Annotated in this window: 18 protein-coding genes and 1 tRNA gene; 17 read left to right on the forward strand and 2 right to left on the reverse strand. The window is 53.9% G+C overall.

Going from position 1 to position 22,042, the window contains the following annotated elements:
* Positions 1-7: 7 nt before the first annotated feature.
* Positions 8-838 (reverse strand): C39 family peptidase, encoded by an 831-nt coding sequence (locus EQM14_RS05525; RefSeq protein ID WP_164918976.1) that lies wholly within the window; start codon positions 836-838, stop codon positions 8-10.
* A 368-nt stretch (positions 839-1,206) separates the two neighbouring features.
* On the opposite strand from EQM14_RS05525, the gene EQM14_RS05530 reads away from it, so the two are divergent.
* The 9 genes from EQM14_RS05530 (at position 1,207) to pfkA (ending at position 12,988) form a co-directional block, all read left to right on the forward strand.
* Positions 1,207-2,622 carry a preprotein translocase subunit SecD gene (locus tag EQM14_RS05530; protein WP_128742018.1) on the forward strand — a complete coding sequence of 472 codons (1,416 nt, stop codon included), beginning with the start codon at positions 1,207-1,209 and terminating at the stop codon, positions 2,620-2,622.
* Positions 2,619-3,737: a protein translocase subunit SecF gene (gene secF, locus EQM14_RS05535; RefSeq protein ID WP_128742019.1), complete on the forward strand. Its 1,119-nt coding sequence runs from the start codon at positions 2,619-2,621 to the stop codon at positions 3,735-3,737. Before EQM14_RS05530 ends, secF begins: the two co-directional genes overlap by 4 nt.
* Positions 3,738-3,852: 115 nt before the next feature.
* Complete coding sequence (gene hprK, locus EQM14_RS05540; RefSeq protein ID WP_128742020.1) at positions 3,853-4,818, forward strand: HPr(Ser) kinase/phosphatase; 966 nt, start codon at positions 3,853-3,855, stop codon at positions 4,816-4,818.
* Positions 4,819-4,832: 14 nt separating this feature from the next.
* Complete coding sequence (locus tag EQM14_RS05545) at positions 4,833-5,567, forward strand: phosphatase (protein WP_128742021.1); 735 nt, start codon at positions 4,833-4,835, stop codon at positions 5,565-5,567.
* 20 nt (positions 5,568-5,587) lie between these two features.
* Complete coding sequence (gene murB, locus EQM14_RS05550) at positions 5,588-6,496, forward strand: UDP-N-acetylmuramate dehydrogenase (protein ID WP_128742022.1); 909 nt, start codon at positions 5,588-5,590, stop codon at positions 6,494-6,496.
* Between the two features lie 16 nt (positions 6,497-6,512).
* Positions 6,513-7,373 (forward strand): RNase adapter RapZ, encoded by an 861-nt coding sequence (rapZ, locus tag EQM14_RS05555; protein ID WP_128742023.1) that lies wholly within the window; start codon positions 6,513-6,515, stop codon positions 7,371-7,373.
* A gap of 15 nt (positions 7,374-7,388) precedes the next feature.
* Complete coding sequence (gene whiA, locus EQM14_RS05560) at positions 7,389-8,357, forward strand: DNA-binding protein WhiA (RefSeq protein WP_128742024.1); 969 nt, start codon at positions 7,389-7,391, stop codon at positions 8,355-8,357.
* A gap of 50 nt (positions 8,358-8,407) precedes the next feature.
* Positions 8,408-11,899: a DNA polymerase III subunit alpha gene (locus EQM14_RS05565; protein ID WP_128742025.1), complete on the forward strand. Its 3,492-nt coding sequence runs from the start codon at positions 8,408-8,410 to the stop codon at positions 11,897-11,899.
* 120 nt (positions 11,900-12,019) lie between these two features.
* Complete coding sequence (pfkA, locus tag EQM14_RS05570; protein ID WP_128742026.1) at positions 12,020-12,988, forward strand: 6-phosphofructokinase; 969 nt, start codon at positions 12,020-12,022, stop codon at positions 12,986-12,988.
* A 66-nt stretch (positions 12,989-13,054) separates the two neighbouring features.
* On the opposite strand, the gene EQM14_RS05575 is transcribed toward pfkA, so the two are convergent.
* Positions 13,055-13,441 carry a hypothetical protein gene (locus EQM14_RS05575; protein WP_128742027.1) on the reverse strand — a complete coding sequence of 129 codons (387 nt, stop codon included), beginning with the start codon at positions 13,439-13,441 and terminating at the stop codon, positions 13,055-13,057.
* 95 nt (positions 13,442-13,536) lie between these two features.
* Here EQM14_RS05575 and EQM14_RS05580 point away from each other — a divergent pair, with 95 nt between their 5' ends.
* From EQM14_RS05580 to EQM14_RS05615, 8 genes are all read left to right on the forward strand, one after another.
* On the forward strand, positions 13,537-15,864 hold the full coding sequence (locus tag EQM14_RS05580; RefSeq protein ID WP_128742028.1) for a transglycosylase domain-containing protein: 2,328 nt from the start codon (positions 13,537-13,539) through the stop codon (positions 15,862-15,864).
* Positions 15,865-16,033: 169 nt separating this feature from the next.
* Positions 16,034-17,278, forward strand: a complete 1,245-nt coding sequence (locus tag EQM14_RS05585) for a homoserine dehydrogenase (RefSeq protein WP_128742029.1) — start codon at positions 16,034-16,036, stop codon at positions 17,276-17,278.
* Between the two features lie 21 nt (positions 17,279-17,299).
* Complete coding sequence (gene thrB, locus EQM14_RS05590; RefSeq protein WP_128742030.1) at positions 17,300-18,196, forward strand: homoserine kinase; 897 nt, start codon at positions 17,300-17,302, stop codon at positions 18,194-18,196.
* 26 nt (positions 18,197-18,222) lie between these two features.
* Positions 18,223-19,446 carry an aspartate kinase gene (locus tag EQM14_RS05595; protein ID WP_128742031.1) on the forward strand — a complete coding sequence of 408 codons (1,224 nt, stop codon included), beginning with the start codon at positions 18,223-18,225 and terminating at the stop codon, positions 19,444-19,446.
* 130 nt (positions 19,447-19,576) lie between these two features.
* Positions 19,577-19,652 (forward strand) — tRNA-Pro (locus EQM14_RS05600).
* Between the two features lie 166 nt (positions 19,653-19,818).
* The gene (gene tnpA, locus EQM14_RS05605; RefSeq protein ID WP_128742032.1) at positions 19,819-20,289 is read left to right on the forward strand and encodes an IS200/IS605 family transposase; all 471 of its coding nucleotides are present in this window, start codon (positions 19,819-19,821) and stop codon (positions 20,287-20,289) included.
* Between the two features lie 313 nt (positions 20,290-20,602).
* Complete coding sequence (locus EQM14_RS05610) at positions 20,603-21,064, forward strand: DUF4417 domain-containing protein (protein WP_164918977.1); 462 nt, start codon at positions 20,603-20,605, stop codon at positions 21,062-21,064.
* 14 nt (positions 21,065-21,078) lie between these two features.
* On the forward strand, positions 21,079-22,005 hold the full coding sequence (locus tag EQM14_RS05615) for a hypothetical protein (RefSeq protein ID WP_128742034.1): 927 nt from the start codon (positions 21,079-21,081) through the stop codon (positions 22,003-22,005).
* Positions 22,006-22,042: the final 37 nt, after the last annotated feature.

Genomic DNA, 22,042 nt, shown 5'->3' on the forward strand with positions numbered 1-22,042 from the left:
CCGAAACTCAGGTTGAGGTGCGGGAAACGGAACGGACCGTGACCGCCTGTTTTCCCAGAGCGCGGTATCGGTCTTCCACCAAAGACTTGCGATAGCTCACCGCGCCGCCGGAATCAAGGGGGTCGTTGAAATAGTATTTTTCCGAGTCGAAGCCGACCATTAAAAGGCAGTGTTCCCCCGCGATCCATTGAAAATTCCCGCCGGTATCCGCAAGGGTCCAGCTTTTTCCAATGCCGGGCTCTCCCATATCCACGGTAGCCCAGATCAGGACGGGCGATCCCTTTGCAATATAATCCCGCGCCAGTGCGTCCAGATCCGTTCCGGTCAAATTGGCGGCTTCTTTTTTTCCGCCTTCCCAAAAATAGGAGTCGACGACGGCTGTGAGAACCGGAGCGTAACAGCCTAAGCCGTCCCCGGACCGCGGATCGCCGATAAACGCCTGGTTCGGGCTCATGCCGTATACGGCGTTGCCGTCGCTGAGAAGGGAGGATTTCGGCGTGCGCTTTATGATTTCGTCCGCCGTGGTACTGCATCCATAGTAATTCAGAAGCATCATGGCGCTGACCAGTTCGCACCCGGTGGGCAGGACTCCTTCCTGACTGAGATGAGGCACGCTGATAAGGGTCCGGCCGGGATTCGCGGGTTTTTGGCTTTCGCTTGCCGATGCCGGTTTGGACGCCGTAACCGCGGCACTTTTTTCACGGGGAACGTTCGCTGTTTTCGTATGAATACGGCAGAAAGTAAAATAGCTGGTACAGCCGGCGGCCAGAGCAAAAGCCAAAATGATGAATCGAGGCCATTTTTTCCGTCCGTGCCCGCGCTGATGATGTTCCTTCAAAAAGATCGCTCCGTTCCTTCAGCCTATGATTAGCCTATGATTGTGGGACATATCAGGAGTATACCGAATTTCGGACAGCTTGTAAATAAGCAAAATTCAGCCGCCCGGTCGCGGGCGGCTGAAGACGTCCGCGCCCCGTTTGTTCCGCCGGATTTGAAGACCGTGTATTCCGGGTACAGCACTTTCGGAAACGTCCCGGAAGGAAATGCCTTCCTTCCGTACTCCGGAGTCGGCAGCGACGGCTTTTTTATGCGGGACGGCATTCGAATATGGCGCGAAACCAATTGACATTTTAGAGTTACAACAATATAATTAGGGTTGTACGTCTGCGAAATTCGCGGAAAACCAACATATTGGAGGATTCACGCATGAAGCGAGTACCAAAACCGGTGTTTTTCATCGTCGCCCTCCTCATCCTGCTTTTAACCTACACTTCCATTTTTGGCATCAAGGGAAAAAACGGGGATAACACGACCACCTATATTAAAGGGGTCGGAGATATCAGATGGGGAATCGATATTAACGGCGGTGTGGAGGCGACATTCTCGCCGGCCACAAAGACAAAAGCAACAAAAGAACAAATGGATTCGGCGGAATCGATCATTAAGCTCAGGCTGGTGAACAACAATATCACCGACTATGAGGTTTACACCGATTATAACCATGACCGGATCATCGTTCGTTTTCCGTGGAAAAGCGACGAAAAGACTTTTGACCCGCAGAGTGCCATCGACGAGCTTTCCGCCACCGCGCTTGTAACCTTCCGCGAAGGAGGGGAATATACCACCGAGACAACCGGCTCGGATGGACAACCTGTCTATAAAACGCCGAAGGGCACGACCGCTTCCAGCATCATCCTGCAGGGCAGCGATGTGGTGAGCGCCAAGCCGGAGCTGACCCAGAACAGCACGACCGGGCAGTCCACCTATCAGATCGCACTGAAGCTGAGCGACAGCGGGACCGAGAAATTTGCCGAGGCGACCAAACGCCTGAAAGGCCAGACGATTTCGATCTGGATGGACGATGTGAGAATCTCCGCGCCTACGGTTGACGAAGAGATCCCGGACGGCAACTGCGTCATCAATTCGCCCAACGGCTTTACCGCGGCGGAGGCCTCCTCTCTGGCCAACAAGATCAACGCGGGCGCGCTTCCGTTCAAGCTGACAACAACCGGCCTGAATACCATCAACCCGACTCTTGGCAAGTCCTCCCTGAATGCCATGGAGCTTGCGCTGGTGATTGCTTTCGCGCTGATCGCCCTGTTCATGGTTTTCGTTTTCCGCCTGCAGGGATTTGTCGCGGTGATCTCCCTGCTCGGGCAGGTTGCGCTGATGTTTGCTGCGGTTTCCGGATATTTTCCGTTTATCAACAGCTTCACCATGACCCTGCCGGGCATCGCCGGCATCATCCTTTCCATCGGCATGGGCGTCGACGCGAACATCATTACGGCGACGCGCATCAAGGAAGAGCTTTGGGCCGGCAAGACGCTGGGGATGGCGATTGCGAGCGGCGATAAAAACAGCTTCTCCGCGATCTTCGACGGAAACATCACCACGGCGATCGTGGCGGTCATTCTGATGCTGGTCTTTGGCCCGACCAACATCCTTTCCATGATTTTCGGCGTGTCGACCACAGGCACGATCTACTCTTTCGGCTACACGCTGCTGATCGGCATCATTGCCAACTTTGTGTTCGGCGTGTTTACGACGAGAATGATGTCGAAATCCCTTTCCGGATTTGGTTTTGCCCGGAGTAAATGGTTGTATGGAGGGCCGAAGGAATGAGAACTTTTCAAATTAAATTTTATGAAAATCGAAAGATTTTCTTTGCGATTTCCCTTGGCATTATGGCAATCGGCCTCCTCTTCAACATTATTTTCGGCGTCAAGCTGGACATCAATTTTAAGGGCGGCGCCATGATCAAGTACTCCTATTCCGGAAGTATCGACGCGTCGACGGTCACGGGCGTCGTTGAAAAAACGGTGAACCGCAGCGTTTCCACGGGGATCAGTCAGGATATTAAGTCCGCTTCCGGCGACCAGACGCTGAATAATGTGACCCTTACGTTTGCTGGCACGGATTCTCTGACGGTCGACAATCAAAAGGCAATTCAGACAGCCCTGAACAAGGAATATCCGAACGCGAACTTCCAGATTGTCGAATCGAACTCGGTGAACCCAACCATGGGCCGGAGCTTCTTCCTGAAATGCCTGGTCGCGGTTTTGCTCGCGTTCCTTCTGCTGGATTTTTATATTGCGGTCCGTTTCCGCAAAATCGGCGGGACGGCGGCTGCGGTTTTCGCCATTGTGGCTTTGCTGCACGACGTGGCGATGGTCTATTTCACATTTGTCATTTTCAGGATTGCCCTGGATGCCAACTTTATCGCTGTGGTCCTGACCATCTTGGGCTATTCGCTGAACGATACGATTGTCGTGTATGACCGAATCCGTGAAAACCGCAGGCTGCTCGGCCTGAAGGCGGGCTACGGCACGCTGGTTGACACCAGCATCAACCAGACCTTTACCCGCTCGGTTTACACGGCGGCCACCACGTTTATGTCCGTCGCGGTGGTGTTTGTAGTCGCCAGTTTCTATCATCTGACCAGCGTCACCACGTTTGCCCTGCCGATGATGATCGGCGTGGTGAGCGGGGCCTATTCCTCCATCTGCATCGCCGGGCCGCTTTATGTCATGTGGGAACAGCGCAAAGTGAGATCAAAAGCTGCCAGACTGGCGGCAGGGCCGGCGGGGCCGAAGGCTTCCGAGCCGGTGCCCGCGGCACAGGTCCCCAATGAAAATCCGGAAGGAAAGTCCGGAGCTTCCGCGCAGCCGGGCAAACCCAAACAGTCTCCCAAAACCAAGCAGAACCCTAAACCCAGAGGAAAGAAAAGAAAACGTTAGAAGTCGGATAAGCCGGCGCGCTGAAAGCGCGCCGGCTGTTTTTTCGCGAATTGCTTTAAAGTTTTCCGCTTTTGAGCTATAATAATCCTAAACAAACTGGAAAGCAGGTAGTAGCATGTCTGCAAAATACACCGTGCCGCTCTCAAGAGTTATGAAAGAGCTGTCCCTGAATGTCATCAGCATGCCATGCGAACCGGACGAGATCCAGATTTCCTCCATGGATGTCAACAGGCCCGGTTTGGAACTGAACGGCTTTTATGATTATTACGACACCAGCCGGATCGTGATTTTCGGCAATGCGGAGTCGGCCTTCCTGGATTCAATCTCCGCGCAAAAAAGAGAAATCGTGCTTGGGGCGATGTTTTCTCAAAAACCGCCGGCGGCGATCATCGCCCGAAACCTGAAGCCGGTGCCGGAGCTTTTGGAGGCTACCAAAGAAAACGGCGTGCCTCTGCTCAGCACGCCGGAGACAACCTCGAGCCTGGTGGCCGCGCTCGTTTCCTTCATGAATGTGGAACTGGCGCCGCGCATCACCCGGCATGGAGTTCTGGTTGAGGTTTACGGCGAAGGGATCCTGCTCGTCGGCGACAGCGGGGTGGGCAAAAGCGAGACCGCGATCGAGCTGATCAAGCGCGGACACCGGCTGATTGCCGACGACGCCGTGACGATCAAGCGTGTTTCCGCAAAATCGCTGGTCGGCGAAGCGCCGGACAACATCAAGCATTTTATCGAGCTCAGGGGCATAGGTATTATCAACGCGAGAAGGATTTTCGGCATGGGGGCCGTCAAGGTGTCGGAAAAAATCGACATGGTCATCAACCTTGAGCTTTGGGACAATCAGAAGATCTACGACCGGATGGGAATTGACAGCGAATATACCGAGATCCTGGGAATCAAGGTGCCTGTCCTGACGATCCCCGTCAAGCCGGGCAGAAACCTGGCGATCATCATCGAGGTCGCGGCCATGAACAACCGCCAGAAAAAGATGGGTTACAACGCTGCGGAAGAGCTGCTCTCCAATTTGGGGATGGACCTTTCGGCCATGCAGGAAACGGAAAAAAAGCTGGATCTCGATTTGTAGAAAGGCAAAATACCATGAACCTGATTGCGGATACCCACACCCATACCATCGCTTCCACACATGCTTACTGCACGCTGACGGAAATGGTTCACGCGGCGGCCGGCCGGGGGCTGTTTGCAATTGCGGTCACCGATCACGGACCGGATATGCCCGGTGCGCCGGGACGGTGGTATTTTCATAATCTGAAAGCGGTTCCCAGGAGGCTGGAGAATGTTCTTGTCCTCCGGGGAGAAGAGACGAATGTGATCGATTTTGAGGGCCGGACGGACCTCACCCGGGAGGACGCGTCCTGCCTGGACTGGGTCGTTGCCTCCATTCATGAGGTGACGATGCGGGACAAGGCCCCGACCGAGGAGAAAGTGACGAAAGCCTGGCTGGCAATTGCGGAGAATCCTCTGGTCCGAGTCATCGGCCACAGCGGCTCTGAACTGTACCGCTACGACTATGAAAGAGTTCTTCCGGTATTCGCGCAAAACGGGAAGCTGGTGGAGCTGAACGAGGCCTCCTTCACAGGCAGAACCGAGTCGATTCCAAACTGTACGCGGATTATGAGGCTCTGCAAAAAACACGGCGTGCCGATCATTGTCAATTCCGACGCGCATTTTTCATCCCAGGTCGGATGTTTCGAACGGTCTTTGCAATTGTTGGAGGAGATCGATTTTCCGGAGGAACTGGTTGTAAATTCAAGCGTACAGCGCTTTTCCGCCTATTTAAAGCAATACACCGGCGCGTTTTCAAATTCCGATTGAAAGGGACGGAGGGCAAGCCATTGAATCTTTTGGAAGAACTGGAACAGTCGGCGAGAAAACTGGAATGCGAAACCTATCGGGACGAGCCGATGAGCCGTCATACGACCTTCCGGATCGGCGGCCCGGCGGACCTGTTCCTTGTCGTGAACGACAGGCAGGCGCTTCGTGAAGTCTGCCGGAAGGCGCGGGAACTGGAGATAGGCCTCTTTCCGCTCGGAAACGGCTCCAATCTGCTTGTCAGCGACGCCGGAATCCGGGGAGCCGTCGTTTCCCTCGGAAGTGGATTCCAGAAGATTGAACCGTGCGAGGGACATGAACTGGAGTGCGGGGCCGGGGTCTCGCTGGGCGGGCTGTGCAAATTTGCGCAGCGCCATTCCCTGAGCGGGATGGAGTTTGCCTGGGGAATCCCGGGCTCTGTGGGCGGAGCCGCCTTTATGAACGCCGGTGCCTATGAGCATTCCGTGTCGGAGGCGATCAGCGCGTGCAGCCATGTTTCCCCGCAGGGAACGGCGGGAATTTTAAAGGGAGAAGACCTTTGCTTTGGCTATCGCCAAAGCGCCTATACGGGCAATGGCTGTATCATCACGTCCGTCCGCCTGAGGCTGAGGCCGGGTGATCCGGAGCGGATTTCCTCCGAGATGCAGGAGCTGTACCAGCGGAGAAAATCCAAACAGCCGCTTGAAATGCCCAGCGCCGGCAGCATATTCAAGCGGCCGCCCGGACACTATGCGGGCACCCTGATCGAGCAGTGCGGCCTGAAAGGCCGGCGCGTCGGAGGGGCGATGGTCAGCGAAAAGCACGCCGGCTTCATCGTCAACGCGGGGGGCGCCACCTGCGGCGACGTGCTGCGGCTGATTGGGATCATTCAGGAAACCGTATTTCGGGAAACCGGAGTCCGGCTGGAATGCGAAGTGAAACAGATTGGATGACATCCCGGAGGATTCTATGGAATTTTTGATCGTGACCGGACTGTCCGGGGCTGGGAAATCCCGCGCGATGGACGCGCTGGAGGACATCGGTTTCTACTGCGCGGACAATATTCCCCCAAAGCTGATCCCGACCTTTTACGAGCTTTCCCGGCAGGCGAAAGGATCCCTGTCGCACGTGGCGGTCGTGACGGATATCCGGGGCGGAGACATGTTCTCCAGCCTGCTGGAAACGCTGGATCAGATGAAATCGGACAGCAAGGAATATAAGCTGCTGTTCTTGGATGCGAACGATTACGTTCTGGTCAATCGCTTTAAAGAGACGAGGCGCAAGCACCCGCTGGCGGACAACTGCCTCGGTTCGCTGGAGCAGGCGGTCCGGCTGGAACGCGACGTGCTTCGCCCCGTGAAAGAGCGCGCCGATTATGTCATCGATACCTCGCTGCTTTCCCCGGCGCAGCTGAAAAAGCGGATTTCCGGGCTGTTCCTGGGGGACGCTTCCGATGCCCTGATGATCCATTGTATCTCGTTCGGATTCAAATACGGCGTTCCGGCGGAGGCGGACCTTGTTTTCGACGTGCGGTGCCTTCCCAACCCGTATTATGTGGAGGAACTGAAAAATCTGACGGGTCTGGACGAGCCGGTGCGCAGTTACGTGATGAAATGGGACCAGACCAAAGGCTTTGTCCGCCGGTTTCTGGACCTGATCGACTACATGATCCCGCTCTACTGCGGCGAGGGCAAAAGCCAGCTTGTCATCGCCGTCGGCTGCACCGGCGGGCATCACCGCTCCGTCACGCTCACGGAGCTTCTGTACAATCACCTGCTGCAGCAGAATCTGCGGACAAGCGTCAACCACAGGGATATTCAGAAACAGTGAGGTTTGAAGAAAGCCATGTCTTTTTCTTCGGAGACAAAAAGAGAGCTTTGCCGCATTGAGGCGGCGGATTGCTGCCAAAAGGCGGAAAGCTACGGGATCCTGCTGTTCGGCAGAAGCTTTTCTCCGCTTTCCGTCTCGCTGACGACGGAAAGCAGGGAAACGGCCGAACGGGCGGCGGAACTTGTCGCCCGCACAGCCGGCGTCTGTGCGGACATATCCGTTTCTTCCCCGCGGCGCGGGGACAGGCGGAGCTCCTATACGGTTTCGGTGCCGGGGGAAAATCAGATTGAGCAGGTGCTTCATCAATTCGGCCACACGGGCCGCGAAATCAATCTTCGGATCAACCTTGCCAATCTGGAAAACGACTGCTGCCGCTCCGCTTTTCTCCGCGGGGTGTTCCTCTCCTGCGGCACGGTGACCGACCCTTCCAGGGACTACCGGCTGGAATTTGTGGTGCCCTATCGGAATCTTGCCCGGGACCTCACGGCGTTTTTAAAGGATATTTTCGAACTGGACGCGACCCCCGGCGTGATTAGCCGGAAGGGCTCGCTTGTCGTTTATCTGAAGGGCGGCGAACATGTCGCCGACCTGCTGACCTTTCTCGGAGCCGGAGGGGCCGCGATGGAGCTGATCCAGGTCCGCATGCTGAAGGAAGTCCGCAACGACGTGAACCGAAAGACGAATTTCGAGGCCGCGAATCTTTCGAAAACCGCGTCTGCCGCCGCCAGCCAGATGATGGCTTTGGAGAAGATCTTCGCCTGCGGCGGCATGTCGGCGCTGCCGGAAGAGCTGCGGGACCTGGCCCTTCTGCGCTACCGGAATCCGGACCTGTCCCTGCGGGAGCTTGGGCGGAGCCTGAATCCGCCGCTCAGCCGGTCCGGAGTCAACCACAGGCTGCGCCGCATTCTGGAGCTTGCGGACCGCCTGCCCCAAAAAGCGGGCGGAGCGACGGCGGAGGAGAATCACCCGGCCGGGGGCGCCTGATTTGGGACCATGTAGGTCAAAGCTCATCAAAGGGAAGGGAGGGCTGCGTTTTGTTTGTCCATCTTCATGTTCACAGTGAATACAGCCTGCTGGACGGGGCCTGCCGCATCGAAAAGCTGGTGGAAACAGCGGCGGAGCGGGGAGCTCCGGCGGTGGCGGTGACGGACCACGGCGTGATGTACGGCGCGGTCGATTTTTATAAGGCGGCGAAAAAACGGGGGATCAAACCGATCATCGGCTGCGAGGTCTATGTCGCTCAGCGCACGCGGTTTGACCGGGTTCACGGTCTGGACTCCGAGCACAGGCATCTCGTTCTGCTCTGCGAAAACAATATAGGATACCAGAACCTGATCGCGCTGGTGTCCCGCTCCTGGACGGAGGGCTTCTACTCCAAGCCCCGCGTCGATCTTGATTTGCTCCGGCAGTATCACGAGGGATTGATTGCCCTTTCCGCCTGTCTCGCGGGTGAAATTCCGCGCGATCTGACGGCGGGGGATTACGACGCGGCGAAGGCCGCCGCCCTGCGCTACGAAGAGATTTTCGGGCATGGGAATTTTTATCTGGAGCTGCAGGATCACGGCCTTCGCGAGCAGAAGCTCATCAACCCGTCAATCCGGCAGATTTCCAGGGAAACGGGAATTCCGCTGATCCTGACCAACGACTGCCATTACATCCGCCCTCAGGACAGTGAGATGCACCGCATCCTGCTCTGCATCCAGACCAATCACACCGTCGAGGACAAGGACGGCATGGAGTTCGGCAGCGACCAGTTCTATTTCAAGACGGAAGAGGAAATGCGCTCGCTGTTTCCCGACTGCCCCGAGGCGGCGGACAACACTGTCAAAATCGCGGAGCGCTGCAATGTGGAATTCGAGTTCGGCAAAACAAAGCTGCCGCGGTTCGAAACGCCGGACGGGCAGGACAATGTGGTCTATTTCCGGGAAAAATGCCGGGAGGGGCTTCACAGGCATTATGGGGAGCATCCGGAAAAGAGCGTCTCCGACCGTCTGGAGTACGAGCTTGAGACCATCGAGAAGATGGGTTATGTCAACTACTATCTGATCGTTCACGATTTCGTCCGCCACGCGAAGGAGACCGGGATTCCCGTCGGCCCGGGCAGAGGCTCGGGCGCGGGAAGCCTGGCGGCCTACTGCATCGGCATCACCGGCATCGACCCGATCAAATACGATCTGCTGTTTGAGCGGTTTCTGAACCCGGAACGGGTTTCCATGCCGGACTTCGACATCGATTTTTCGGACGAGCGCCGCTCGGAGATGATCGACTATGTCGTAAACAAATACGGCGCCGACCACGTCGCCCAGATCGTCACGTTCGGCACCATGGCGGCGAGGGGCTCCATCCGCGATGTGGGGCGCGCGATGGCGATTCCCTACGCGCAGGTGGACGCCGTTGCCAAGCTGGTCCCGTCGGAGCTGAATATCACGCTGGACAAGGCGCTTCAGGTTTCTTCGGAATTCCGGCAGAAGTACGACACGGACCCACAGGTCCGCGCGCTGATCGACATGGCGCGCCAGCTGGAAGGAATGCCGCGCAACGCCTCAACGCACGCCGCGGGCGTGGTCATCACGGACAAGCCGGTGGCGGAGTATGTGCCGCTCGCGAAAAACGGGGACGCCGTCGTCACGCAGTACACCATGACGACTCTGGAGGAGCTCGGCCTTCTGAAGATGGACTTTCTCGGTCTGCGCAATCTGTCGGTGATCCGCGACGCGGAGGAAATGATCGCGGAAAAGCAGCCGGGGTTCAAAATCGAGGACATTCCGATCGACGACCCGGCGGTTTACCGGATGCTGTCCGAGGGGAAGACGGACGGCGTGTTCCAGTTCGAATCCGGCGGAATGCGCAATGTGATCGCACAGCTTGGACCGGAAAAGATCGAGGATCTGATCGCGGTGATCTCTCTTTATCGCCCCGGCCCGATGGAGTCGATCCCCCGGTATATTGAAAACAGGCACAATCCCGCGAAGGTGACCTACCGCCACCCGCTTTTAAAGGGGATCCTCGACGTCACCTACGGCTGTATCGTCTATCAGGAACAGGTGATGCAGGTTTTCCGCACGCTGGCAGGGTATTCGCTCGGCCGGGCGGACATCGTGCGCCGCGCGATGAGCAAGAAGAAAAAGGACGTCATGGAGCGCGAACGCGAAATCTTCCTGCACGGCCTTACGGACGAAAACGGCAACGTCGAGGTGGAAGGGTGCGCGCGCCGCGGCGTGGATGAGCAGACGGCGGCGGCAATCTTCGGGGAGATGGAGAGCTTCGCTTCCTACGCGTTCAACAAATCCCACGCGGCCGCTTACGCGCTGCTGAGTTACCAGACCGCGTGGCTCAAGTGCCACTACCCGAAGCAGTACATGGCGGCGCTGATGACCAGCGTGCTGGACAACAACAATAAGCTGTCCGCCTATATTGCGGAATGTCTGCGGCTGAAGATCCGCGTGCTGCCGCCGCACGTCAACGAGAGCGCCGCGGGTTTTACCGTTTCCGGTCCGGATATCCGTTTCGGGTTGGTCGCGGTGCGCAATCTGGGGCGCGGGTTCATCGACGGCCTGGTGAAAGAACGGGAACAAAACGGGAAATACCGTTCCTTCTTTGACTTTGTGCGCCGCGTGTACGACGGGATCAACCGCAGGACTCTGGAAAGCCTGATCAAATGCGGTGCGCTGGACGGCCTCGGCGCCAACCGGCGCCAGATGCTCTCCGGCTCGGACGCCGCGCTCGATTTTCTTGACGCCGACAAAAAACGCAATGTGGAGGGGCAGATCGGATTCTTTGATTCCGCCGAACAATCCGGAACGGAGGAATTCCGGCTTGAAGATCTGCCGGATCTCCCTCCTTCCGACAAGCTGGCAATGGAGAAGGAAGTCACAGGGCTGTATCTTTCCGGGCATCCGATGGCGGAGTACGCCGACGCTTATGAAACCCTGCATGCCGTAAGGCTCAGTGAAGTGCGGGAGAGCGCGCAGGACGGGGGAGGCGCCGTCAAGGACGGGGACAGGGTCACGGTGCTCGGCATCCTGACAAAAGTCCGGATGAAGGTGACGAAAAGCAACAGCACCATGGCTTTTGCCATGGTGGAGGATATGTTCGGTTCCATGGAGATGCTGGTTTTTCCAAGGACGCTTTCCGAATATGCGGAATGGATCGCGGAGGGAAAAATTTTGCTGATCGAGGCGACCGTCAGCGTCCGCGAGGACGAAGAGACAAAGCTGATCTGCGAGTCCGTCAGACCCGCGCCGCCGGCTTCCGGCGAACCGACGCGGCAGTCCGGCGGGAAACAATGCCCTCCCGGCCTTTATCTGAAGGTGTCGTCGGAAACCAGCCCGCAGTATGAGAAGGCGAAAAAATATCTGGCCGTATTTGACGGTTCCACGCCGCTTTATGTCTTTTTTGCGGATTCCCGCCGGCTGTATCACGCGCCGATTGCGATGCGGGTTGCCCTGAATGACGTTCTGATCCGGGAGCTGCGGAAGCTGCTGGGCGGGAAGAATGTTGCCATTGTGGGCGATTGGGAACAATAATCCATATAACGGAAACTTCTGTCCATAACTTTCGGTTGATAACGGCGGAGCCTTTCGATTATAATATTGATAGGGAAGGCAACAGTGTTGCAGCTTAAGTTTATTTGGAGGGATTAGAATATGTCTTCGAAGGCGATTGCCGTTTTGACCAGCGGTGGCGACGCACCCGGCATGAACGCCGCCGTGCGTGCGGTGGTCCGCACCGGATTGTTCTACGGTGTGAGGGTCATGGGGATTCAGCGCGGGTTCAACGGTCTGCTCAGCGGAGAAGTCGTTGAAATGAATCTGAGAAGCGTGTCGGACATCATTCACCGAGGCGGTACGATTTTATATACGGCGCGCAGCCCGGAGTTCAATACGCCCGCGGGCGTTCAGCAGGCGGCTTCCACCTGCCGCAGCCTGGGGATCGACGGCGTGGTGGTGATCGGCGGCGACGGTTCCTTCCGGGGTGCGAGGGACCTGACGGAATCAGGAATCCGCTGTATCGGCATTCCGGGAACCATCGACAATGACATCGCGTCCAGTGAGTACACCATCGGGTTCGACACAGCCATGAATACCGCGGTTCAAATGGTGGACCGGCTCAGGGATACAATGGAATCCCACGATCGCTGCAGCGTTGTGCAGGTGATGGGCCGCCGCTGCGGAGATATCGCGCTGCAGACGGGCATTGCGGTCGGCGCCACCAGCATTCTGGTCCCGGAAGTCCCGTACGATTTTCAGAAGGACATTATCGACCGCATGCGCTTTACCCAGAAAACCGGGAAGAAGCATTTCATTATTATCGTCGCGGAAGGCGTCGGCGGCGTGGAAAAGCTGGCGCGGGACATTCAGGAGGCGACCGGCATTGAATCCAGGGCAACCATCCTGGGCCACGTTCAGCGCGGCGGCTCCCCGACTCTGCGCGACCGCGTGGTCGGCAGCGCGATGGGTTCCCTTGCTGCCACCCTGCTGTACAAGGGCAAGGGCAACCGCGTGATTGTAATGCGGGGCGGCCAGATCGTCGACCTGGATATCACGGAGGCGCTGGCAATGAAGCGCGAGTTCGATATGAATCTGTACGAAGTCGCACACCGGGTTTCCATCTGACAAACGGAAGAAAAAACGGGTTCCGCCGCAAGAAGGCGGAACCCGTTTTTTCTTTTTCTTTCTCCCTCAGCCCTCGTAATCCTCAATCACGCGGGTCAATTCCGCAGTGCCTCTGGCTTGAATTCCGTCACGCAGAAGCTTTTGGTCTTCCTCGGGGAAGATACTGACGTCGATGTCGATTTCTTCAAAAGGAAGCTTGTCCCCGTCACGAAATACACCGATGTGTCCATTATATTCTTTCACAATATATAAGCTGTCGTTCTGCTTGCTGGCCGCGGCATGAATGGCGCTGCTTTCTTGACTTGACGGCGCAATTGAGGTAAAATTACTTGACACAATTTTGTCCGAAGTGGAACTTGTCCCGGCTTGCCGGTTGCTGTGCGGAAGTCCCAAAACAACCAGGACGGCCAGCAGGGCAATCACACAGAGCAGGAGCATGGATGTCTTTTTCAAATAAATCACCTCTGTGAATATTATTTGAAAATTTTGGAAACTTATTCATTCTGTTGAAAAATCAGCCAATATTATATCCGAGGGAGGTGGTATGGATGAGAAAAACCGACATCAGTCAGTATGCCGGCGGTCAGAGCGTTGGCAAGAAGGACGTTTCAACCGCTAAATCTGTTTTTAAAATGATTCTTCGGGGGATTGCGACAGTGCTTGCAGTACTTGCCGTCTCTGGGACGATTGTCTCGGTTTCCCTGTTTTCTTACATTTACGGTTTAAAAAATGAATCGGTGGATTATGATCTGCACAAGCTGCAGCTCAACTATACCAGTTTTATCTATGTGAACGGATCGGGAGACGACGCGTCCAACCCGGTGAAATACCAGAGTCTGTACAGCAGCGAGAACCGCATTTGGGTTGATTACGACAAGATTCCGAAGGCCATGAAGGATGCGATCGTCGCGATTGAGGACAAGCGCTATTGGGAACATAAGGGGGTCGACTGGAAAAGAACCTTCAGCGCGGTGGTCAATCTTTTCAATTTTTTTCAATCGGACGGCAGCAGCTACGGCGGTTCGACGATCACGCAGCAGCTGATTAAGAATGTTACAGGTGAAAATGAAGTCAGCCTGACGCGTAAAGTGAAGGAAATTTTCCGTGCAATGAACCTTGAGAAAAAATATTCCAAAGAAGAAATCCTCGGGGCTTATTTAAATGTCGTTCCTTTCGGCAGCGGGTGCAACGGAGTCCAAACAGCGGCCAACCTTTATTTCGGCAAAAATATTCAGGACTGCGACATCGCCCAATGCGCGGCAATTGCGGGTATCACTCAAAATCCCACGGCCTATTCGCCGCTGACTCACCCTGATAAGAACAGGGAGCGCCAGCAGACGGTTCTCACGGCCATGCACGACCAGAAGAAGATCACGGATGACGAGTACCAGGCGGCCATGAAGGAATCCGAAAACATGAAATTCGTCGGGAAAAAGACCGAGGACGTCGTTGACGAGAACTCGGTCTGGAACTGGTATACGGAAGCGATGTTTGAGGATGTCAAGACCAGCCTGATGGAGACCTACAGCTGTTCTTCGGACAAAGCGGTCGATATGATCTACCACGGCGGGCTTAAAATTTATTCCGCGATGGATTCGGATCTTCAAAGCATTGCGGAAGGGGTATTCAATGGCTCGAAGGCTTTTCCCGCCGCTTATCCGAATCTTCAGGGCGGCTATGTGGCGATGGACTACAGCGGCCGCGTTCTCTCGGTTGTGGGTGCCAGGGGGAAAAAGGAAAGCAACCGCCTGTTCAATATGGCAACCGATGCCAAGCGCCAGCCGGGATCCTCGATTAAGCCGCTGGCCGTTTACGGCCCTGCGATCAACGCGGGTCTCATCAATTATTCTTCCCTGGTCAACGACGAGCCGGTCCCGAACTGGAAAGACGGGAAGTCGGGGCCTGCCAACTGGGACAACAAGTATCACGGAATCATTACGGTGGAAAAAGCGCTGGAACAATCTTATAATGCCGCGTCCGTCCAGGTCGACAAGCTCTTGACCCCAAATATCAGTTTTAATTTCCTCAGGGAAAAGCTGGGGTTCACGTCGCTGGAGCCTGCGGACAATACGCTTGCGGCCATGGCCGTCGGCGGGATGACGCAGGGCATTACGGTCGAGGAGATGACCGCCGGCTTTCAGATGTTTGGAAACGGAGGGAAATATTACAAGCCTTATACGTTTTATTATATTGAGGACCATGACGGCAACGTGATCGTTGATAACCGGGACGAAGTGCCGACGCAGGCAATCTCCTCCGTGGCTTCGACGATCGTTCACAAGCTGCTGAATAACGTGATGCAGCATGGGACGGGCATTACCGCCAATATCAGCGGATGGGATGTTTTCGGCAAAACGGGAACAACCAATGATAACAAAGACAGCTGGTTTGTCGGCGGAACCTCCTATGCGGTTGCCGGAGTGTGGACGGGATACAGAACGCCGAAAGTGCTGAACAGCAAGTATGAAACGCCGGTGGCGAAAGCCGTCTGGAAAGCGATTATGACGCAGTACCTCAAAGACAGGGAGAAGAAGAGCTTCGACCTGGATCAAAATGTGATTCCCTATAAATTCTGCGTGGAAAGCGGGCTTTTGGCAAATCCGGGAGTTTGTACCGAGACGAAAACAGGCTGGTATGATAAAAACAATCTCCCTGCAATATGCAGCCTGGATCACGGAACAGCCGGTTCGGAACCGGAGAGTTCCTCTTCGGGGACGGCGTCGCCGGGGTCTTCGGGAGGAAATTCACAGTGGGAATCATCCGCCCCGGAGAGCGGAGACGTTTCTTCAAAAGCTTCGGAGTCGCATCCGCGGAAGAATACTTCGAAGCCGGAAAATCAACAATGGCGTCAGGACAGCATTACGCCCGGAGGATGAATTTTTATAACAGTCCGGTTGAAACACAGGCCGTTTCATGTTAAACTAGACAGTAAGTTTTATGCATCCGCGCGGTGAAGGGAATTCATTTTTCGAGCCGCAAACAGAAGCGGATGAGAATTTCCTTGCGGCTAATATAGGTAAACAGAGAATTGAAGGGGTGCTGGAAATGGTGGAAATAGCGGTTATGGGTTATGGCACCGTAGGTTCCGGCGTTGTAGAGGTGCTGGATAAACACGCGGAAAGCATCGCCGGGCGCGCCAAGGAACAGATCCATGTAAAATATATTCTTGATTTGAGGGATTTTCCGGGAAGTCCCTATGAGCAGAAATTTGTGAAATCATTTGATCAAATTTTAAATGATTCCAATGTCAAAATTGTAGTAGAGGTCCTGGGCGGGTTGCATCCGGCCTTTGATTATGTGAAGGCCTGCCTTGAAAATGGAAAGAGCGTTGTGACTTCCAATAAGGAACTGGTTGCCGCAAAGGGAGCGGAGCTGCTGAAAATCGCGCAGAAAAACAATCTGAACTTTTTGTTTGAGGCCAGCGTCGGCGGCGGTATCCCGATCATCCGCCCGATCAGCCAATGCCTTGCGGCGAACGAGGTGGTCGAGATTGCGGGAATTCTGAACGGGACCACCAATTTTATTCTGACCAAAATGATCCGGGAAAAAACCACTTTGGCCGACACGCTCGCACTTGCGCAGAGACTGGGTTATGCGGAGCGCAATCCCGCCGCCGACATCGAGGGGCTGGACGCCTGCAGAAAAATATGCATTCTGGCATCTCTTGCCTATGGGAAACATGTTTATCCGGAACAGGTACATACGGAGGGAATTTCAGGAATCCGTCTCGAGGATATTGAGTACGCCGCCGCCTGGGGCGGCGTCATCAAGCTGATCGGGCAGGTCAGAATGATGGAAAACGGGAAAATACAGATTATTGTCTGCCCGATGTTTCTGTCGAGGGACAGTCAGCTTGCCAACGTGGACGATGTTTTCAACGGCATCCTGGTGCGCGGCGATTCCACCGGGGATGTGGTCTTCTATGGGAAAGGCGCCGGCAAGTTCCCAACCGCCAGCGCGGTTGTCGCCGATGTGATCGATTGCGTCAAGCATTTTAAGGCACGGAAATATCTTTTCTGGGACGACGGTTCTCCGGATTATGTGGAGAGCTATCTCGACAACCGCGTGTCTCTGTTTGTGCGTGCTTCGACGGACCACGAAACACTGGCGTTTCAGAATGTTGAAAACAAACTTGGTCCGGTAACCCGCTTGTTCCGCGGAGCGCGGGAACCGGGAGAAATTGCTTTTGTGACAAGAAAGGCTCCGGAAAGAGAAATACGGCAGGGTCTCCGGGACCTGTCCGGATTGGGAGTCCAGATACAAAATGTGGTCCGGATCGGCGAACTGTAAAAAATGTGAGGTTGTTATGATATGATACGCATACAGGTTCCGGCGACAAGCGCCAACCTTGGCTCCGGCTTTGATTCCCTTGGCATTGCTTTGACGATGTATAATCAGGTCTGGATGGAAGAATCGGATGCGATTGATATTTCATGCAAGGATGACGTTGTTGTTCCGACTGACGAGACGAACCTGATTTACTGGGCTGCGAAACGCCTGTACGATCTGTGCGGCCACAAGCTGCCCGGAATGAGAATTATCCAGTTGAATAATATCCCGATGGCGCGCGGGCTCGGCAGCAGTTCCGCCTGTATTGTGGCGGGAATCCTGGGGGCAAACCGCATGCTCGGCAGCCCGCTGGGCCGTCAGGACCTGATTAATCTGGCCGCTCAGATTGAAGGCCATCCCGACAATACCACGCCGGCGATCGAGGGCGGGCTGGCGGCCTCGGCGATTGAGGCCGGACGCGTTTACAGCGTGAGCGTTCCGGTTTCCGAAAAGATCCGCTTTGCGCTGTTTATACCGCCGTTTGAACTCAAGACGGAAATGGCGCGTTCCGTACTGCCGGCGGAATATTCCAGAAGCGACGCGGTATACAACCTGTCCCGTTCCGCGCTGATGGCGGCGTCCCTGTTCTCCGGCCGTCTGGAGAATCTGCGCGTCGCCGTCCAGGACAAAATCCACCAGCCCTACCGCTCCGGCCTGATCGAACATCTCGACGACGTGTTCCGCCTGAGCTATGAGCTCGGTTCTCTCGGGACCTATATCAGCGGCGCGGGCCCCACCATTATCTCGATGATTCCGGCGGACGGGGCCGACGCCTTTTCCAAATATGCCCTTGCGCGGCTTCAGGAAAAAGAGATTGACGGCTGGCAGGTTCAGATCCTGACGACTGACCCGCAGGGCGCGATGATTTCAATCGAATAACATGCTTATTAGGAGGACGGAGCCTTATGAGTCTGATTGTCCAGAAATTCGGCGGCAGCTCAGTTGCAAACGCGGAGCGGGTTTTCAATGTGGCTGACATTGTGACCAAAACCTATGCGAAAGGGAACGATGTGATCGTTGTGGTTTCCGCTCAGGGGGACACCACGGATGATTTGATCGGAAAAGCGCATGAAATCAATCCGAATGCCTCACGGCGCGAGATGGATGTGCTGTTGACGACCGGCGAGCAGATGTCGGCGTCGCTGATGGCGATGGCGATTGAAAAACTTGGTTATCCGGTGGTTTCCCTCTTGGGGTGGCAGGCCGGATTCCGCACCAGCGCCGCTTATGGAAGCGCGAGGATTAAGAGGATTATTCCCGTAAGAATCCAGAAGGAGCTGGATAAAAAAAATATCGTCGTTGTGACCGGCTTTCAGGGAATCAATCGCTACAACGATATGACGACGCTGGGCCGCGGCGGTTCAGACACAAGCGCGGTCGCCATCGCGGCGGCGATGAACGCGGACCTGTGCCAGATTTATACGGATGTTGAAGGTGTGTTTACCGCGGATCCCCGCAAGGTGAAAAACGCGAGAAAACTCGACGTGATTTCCTACGACGAAATGCTGGAGCTCGCGTCGCTTGGCGCGCAGGTGCTGAACAACCGCTCCGTTGAAATGGCAAAGCGCTACGGGATTGAACTTGAAGTGCTTTCCAGTATGACAAGAAAGCCCGGTACAATTGTTAAGGAGGCTACGAAAGTGGAGAAAATGTTGATTACCGGTGTCGCGAAGGACGAGGATGTCGCCCGCGTGTCTATTATAGGAGTACCGGACAGACCTGGTCTCGCCTTTAAAATCTTTTCTAAGATTGCTGCGAAAAACATCAATATCGATATTATTCTCCAGTCGGTTGGCCGGAACGGGACCAAGGATATCACTTTTACGGTCCACCGCGCGGACTTAAAGGAAACCGTTGCGATTCTAAACGCTTATGTGGAACTGATCGGAGCGACGTCGGTTGTCTATGATGAGGATGTTGCCAAGGTTTCTATCGTCGGAGCCGGGATGGAGACGCACTCCGGTACGGCCGCCAGCATGTTTGAGGCGCTGTATGCGGCGGATATCAACATCCATATGATTTCCACCAGTGAAATCAAGATCTCCGTCCTGATCGACCGGGCGGATGCGGATAAGGCGGTAGCGGCGATCCATGACCGCTTTTTCAGCGAGGGAGAGGACAATGATTAGATCTGTTTGAAAGTAAAAAAGAAGACCGTCCGCCGGTTTTTCAGGGCGGACGGTGTTGTGCCGAACACTGGAGGTGCATTTTTCCCCTTGCATTTCCAGGACGGATGTGCTAAAATAAATACTGTTGTTTCCGGGTGTGGCGCAGTTGGTAGCGCGCTAGACTGGGGGTCTAGAGGCCGCAAGTTCAAGTCTTGTCACTCGGACCACTATCAGAGTCGTCGAATTTGACGGCTCTATTTTCTTTTGCAGCTTCAGCGCAAAGAACCACCAGCTTTGCTGGTGGGATAAGAATCTTTAGATACAAGAAAATCTCCTTTTGTTAGAATAGATGCAGGTTTGCCAACCGCATTACCAACAAAAGGAGATTTTGTCATGAAAGACATACAAAGTTTATCACATTCAAAGTGGAGATGCCAGTATCATATTGTATTTGCTCCAAAATATCGCAGAAGAGAAATATATGGGCAGATAAAAGCAGATATAGGCAAGATTTTAAGGAAGCTGTGTGAGCAGAAGGGAGTGGAAATCATCGAAGCTGAGGCGTGTCCAGACCACATTCACATGCTGGTAAGCATTCCGCCGAATCTCAGTGTGGCACAATTCATGGGCTATCTCAAAGGGAAGAGCAGCCTGATGATATTCGATAGGCATGCAAATTTGAAGTATAAGTATGGAACGCGACATTTTTGGTGCCGTGGCTATTTTGTAGACACAGTGGGTCGTAACAAGAAAGCAATTGAAGAATATATCAAAAATCAATTGCAGGAAGATATTGCCTCAGATCAAATAAGTTTCAAAGAGTATATTGACCCGTTTACGGGTAGCAAGGAATCAAAGGCATAAAAGAAGGCCGCTTTAGCGGCGGCCTGTAAAAGTAATGCGGTTGGTAACCTATTTCAGTGCGTCTTGAGACGCGCGCCAGTACTATGCCCTTTCAGGGCTTGTGCATACCACGCGTTCAACGCGTGGTTTTGATTTCTCGGATTTTCTTCGGCTTACTCGCTAAAGCTGCCTTATTTGATAAATAAATGCTGTAAGAACACTCGAAGCCATTTACATAAAAATATTTTAAAACTTTGTGAATAGTTGCATTAAATAGGGAAATATCTGACTGAATACCGCCTATAAGTAGAAGATGTTTTTAGGAGGTAGTTCAATGACGGAAGAAAATTATAAGTATCGAACAAGTCCTCTTTTCCTTCGCGATCAGTTCAAAGGGAAAGGGAAACTGCAAATTCCGGTTATTCCTAAATTTCAAATTCGATCAGACGATGTCAACGATTTGCTTCTTATTGGATTTGATAAAATCAGCACAAATTATACAAAGCATTTCAGCCGAATGGTTCATTTCTTCCTGTATGATTATAAATTTGAGCGTGTCTGGAAAAATCCCGATACCGATCTGGAAAAGCTAAAACACTATCGTGCGGTGCTCTCTCCTGATTTCAGTATGTATGTCGAAATGGCACCCGTTTTGCAGCTTTACAATATGTTCCGGAATCGCTGGTGTGGCGCTTACTTTGCGTCAAAGGGAATCCGCGTCGTTCCAACCGTTAGCTGGGGAGACGAGAATACGTTTGAGTTCTGCTTCGACGGAATCGAAAAAGCTCAACGGTAGCGGTGTCCACTTATATGGTGTCGGAACACGACAACCGCCAGGACCAGAAAGAGTTTTTCCTAAAGGGCTATAACGAGATGCTCCGCCGGATCGAACTGGAAAAAATAATCTGCTACAATACGCCATTCCCCGAGATGCAGGGCGATATTGTGTTTGTCGACTATGAACTAAGCTCGTGGAGATATATGGGCGACGACCCGTACACGCCGTCCATATATGCGAAATACATCTGCGGGGAGGCACCCCTTCCTGCAGGAAGCAATCTCATTATTAAAAGCGGATATGTTGTAAGTGAGAATGATGAGTACTATAATAACATTATTCAGACTGGAATGGGCAGCGCCTACGGTGGAAAATGGTTTCCGAAAAAAGAAGAAGATAAAAGACTATGGGGAAAGCCTGGAGAAATTAAGCGGGTAACTATTTATGGATACCGTGTAGATGTTAAAATAGGCGAGGATGGAAGAGCAGTGAAAGAGAGACATTATACTGATCACGACCAATCGTGGGCGCATACCAATCCCCACGATCATATTATTCGGTGGGATGGTAAGCGCGGCTCTCCAATTTTTGTAAAACCTGCTATTAATTATAAACCGGAAGATTTCCCTAATGGTGCTCCGGAATTTAAAGAATTTGTGAGAGGATATGTTATGACAGAGACATATGATACTTTAAAAAGCTCTCCTGAAGAATATAAGTTTCATACCATCAGTGAATTCAAATGGTGTCTGCAAGATGGCGGGGAGGTAGAGTTTTCCTTCCACAGCAAAATATATACCATTACCCAACCGAAAAACGGAATTAGTATTTCCGAAGCCAACAAGCAAGAAACTGAAAAAATATGTTCTGATGCAGATGAGGTTATGGAATATTTGGTTGATGGAATTCGTCTGAGGGATATTATTACACAAATTAATGTTTTAGCCCGAACAATTTAGGCGGAGCATCTTTGGGCTCATACGGACCCTCATGATA

This window comes from Caproiciproducens sp. NJN-50 (genome assembly GCF_004103755.1).
Classification (GTDB): domain Bacteria; phylum Bacillota; class Clostridia; order Oscillospirales; family Acutalibacteraceae; genus Caproicibacter.

Excerpts from the sequence above, each read along its gene's own strand:
- EQM14_RS05530 (WP_128742018.1), top strand. The coding sequence starts at position 1,207 with ATGAAGCGAGTACCAAAACCGGTGTTTTTCATCGTCGCCCTCCTCATC.
- secF (WP_128742019.1), top strand. The coding sequence starts at position 2,619 with ATGAGAACTTTTCAAATTAAATTTTATGAAAATCGAAAGATTTTCTTT.
- hprK (WP_128742020.1), top strand. The coding sequence starts at position 3,853 with ATGTCTGCAAAATACACCGTGCCGCTCTCAAGAGTTATGAAAGAGCTG.
- EQM14_RS05545 (WP_128742021.1), top strand. The coding sequence starts at position 4,833 with ATGAACCTGATTGCGGATACCCACACCCATACCATCGCTTCCACACAT.
- rapZ (WP_128742023.1), top strand. The coding sequence starts at position 6,513 with ATGGAATTTTTGATCGTGACCGGACTGTCCGGGGCTGGGAAATCCCGC.
- whiA (WP_128742024.1), top strand. The coding sequence starts at position 7,389 with ATGTCTTTTTCTTCGGAGACAAAAAGAGAGCTTTGCCGCATTGAGGCG.
- pfkA (WP_128742026.1), top strand. The coding sequence starts at position 12,020 with ATGTCTTCGAAGGCGATTGCCGTTTTGACCAGCGGTGGCGACGCACCC.
- EQM14_RS05580 (WP_128742028.1), top strand. The coding sequence starts at position 13,537 with ATGAGAAAAACCGACATCAGTCAGTATGCCGGCGGTCAGAGCGTTGGC.
- EQM14_RS05585 (WP_128742029.1), top strand. The coding sequence starts at position 16,034 with ATGGTGGAAATAGCGGTTATGGGTTATGGCACCGTAGGTTCCGGCGTT.
- thrB (WP_128742030.1), top strand. The coding sequence starts at position 17,300 with ATGATACGCATACAGGTTCCGGCGACAAGCGCCAACCTTGGCTCCGGC.
- EQM14_RS05595 (WP_128742031.1), top strand. The coding sequence starts at position 18,223 with ATGAGTCTGATTGTCCAGAAATTCGGCGGCAGCTCAGTTGCAAACGCG.
- tnpA (WP_128742032.1), top strand. The coding sequence starts at position 19,819 with ATGAAAGACATACAAAGTTTATCACATTCAAAGTGGAGATGCCAGTAT.
- EQM14_RS05610 (WP_164918977.1), top strand. The coding sequence starts at position 20,603 with ATGACGGAAGAAAATTATAAGTATCGAACAAGTCCTCTTTTCCTTCGC.
- EQM14_RS05615 (WP_128742034.1), top strand. The coding sequence starts at position 21,079 with ATGGTGTCGGAACACGACAACCGCCAGGACCAGAAAGAGTTTTTCCTA.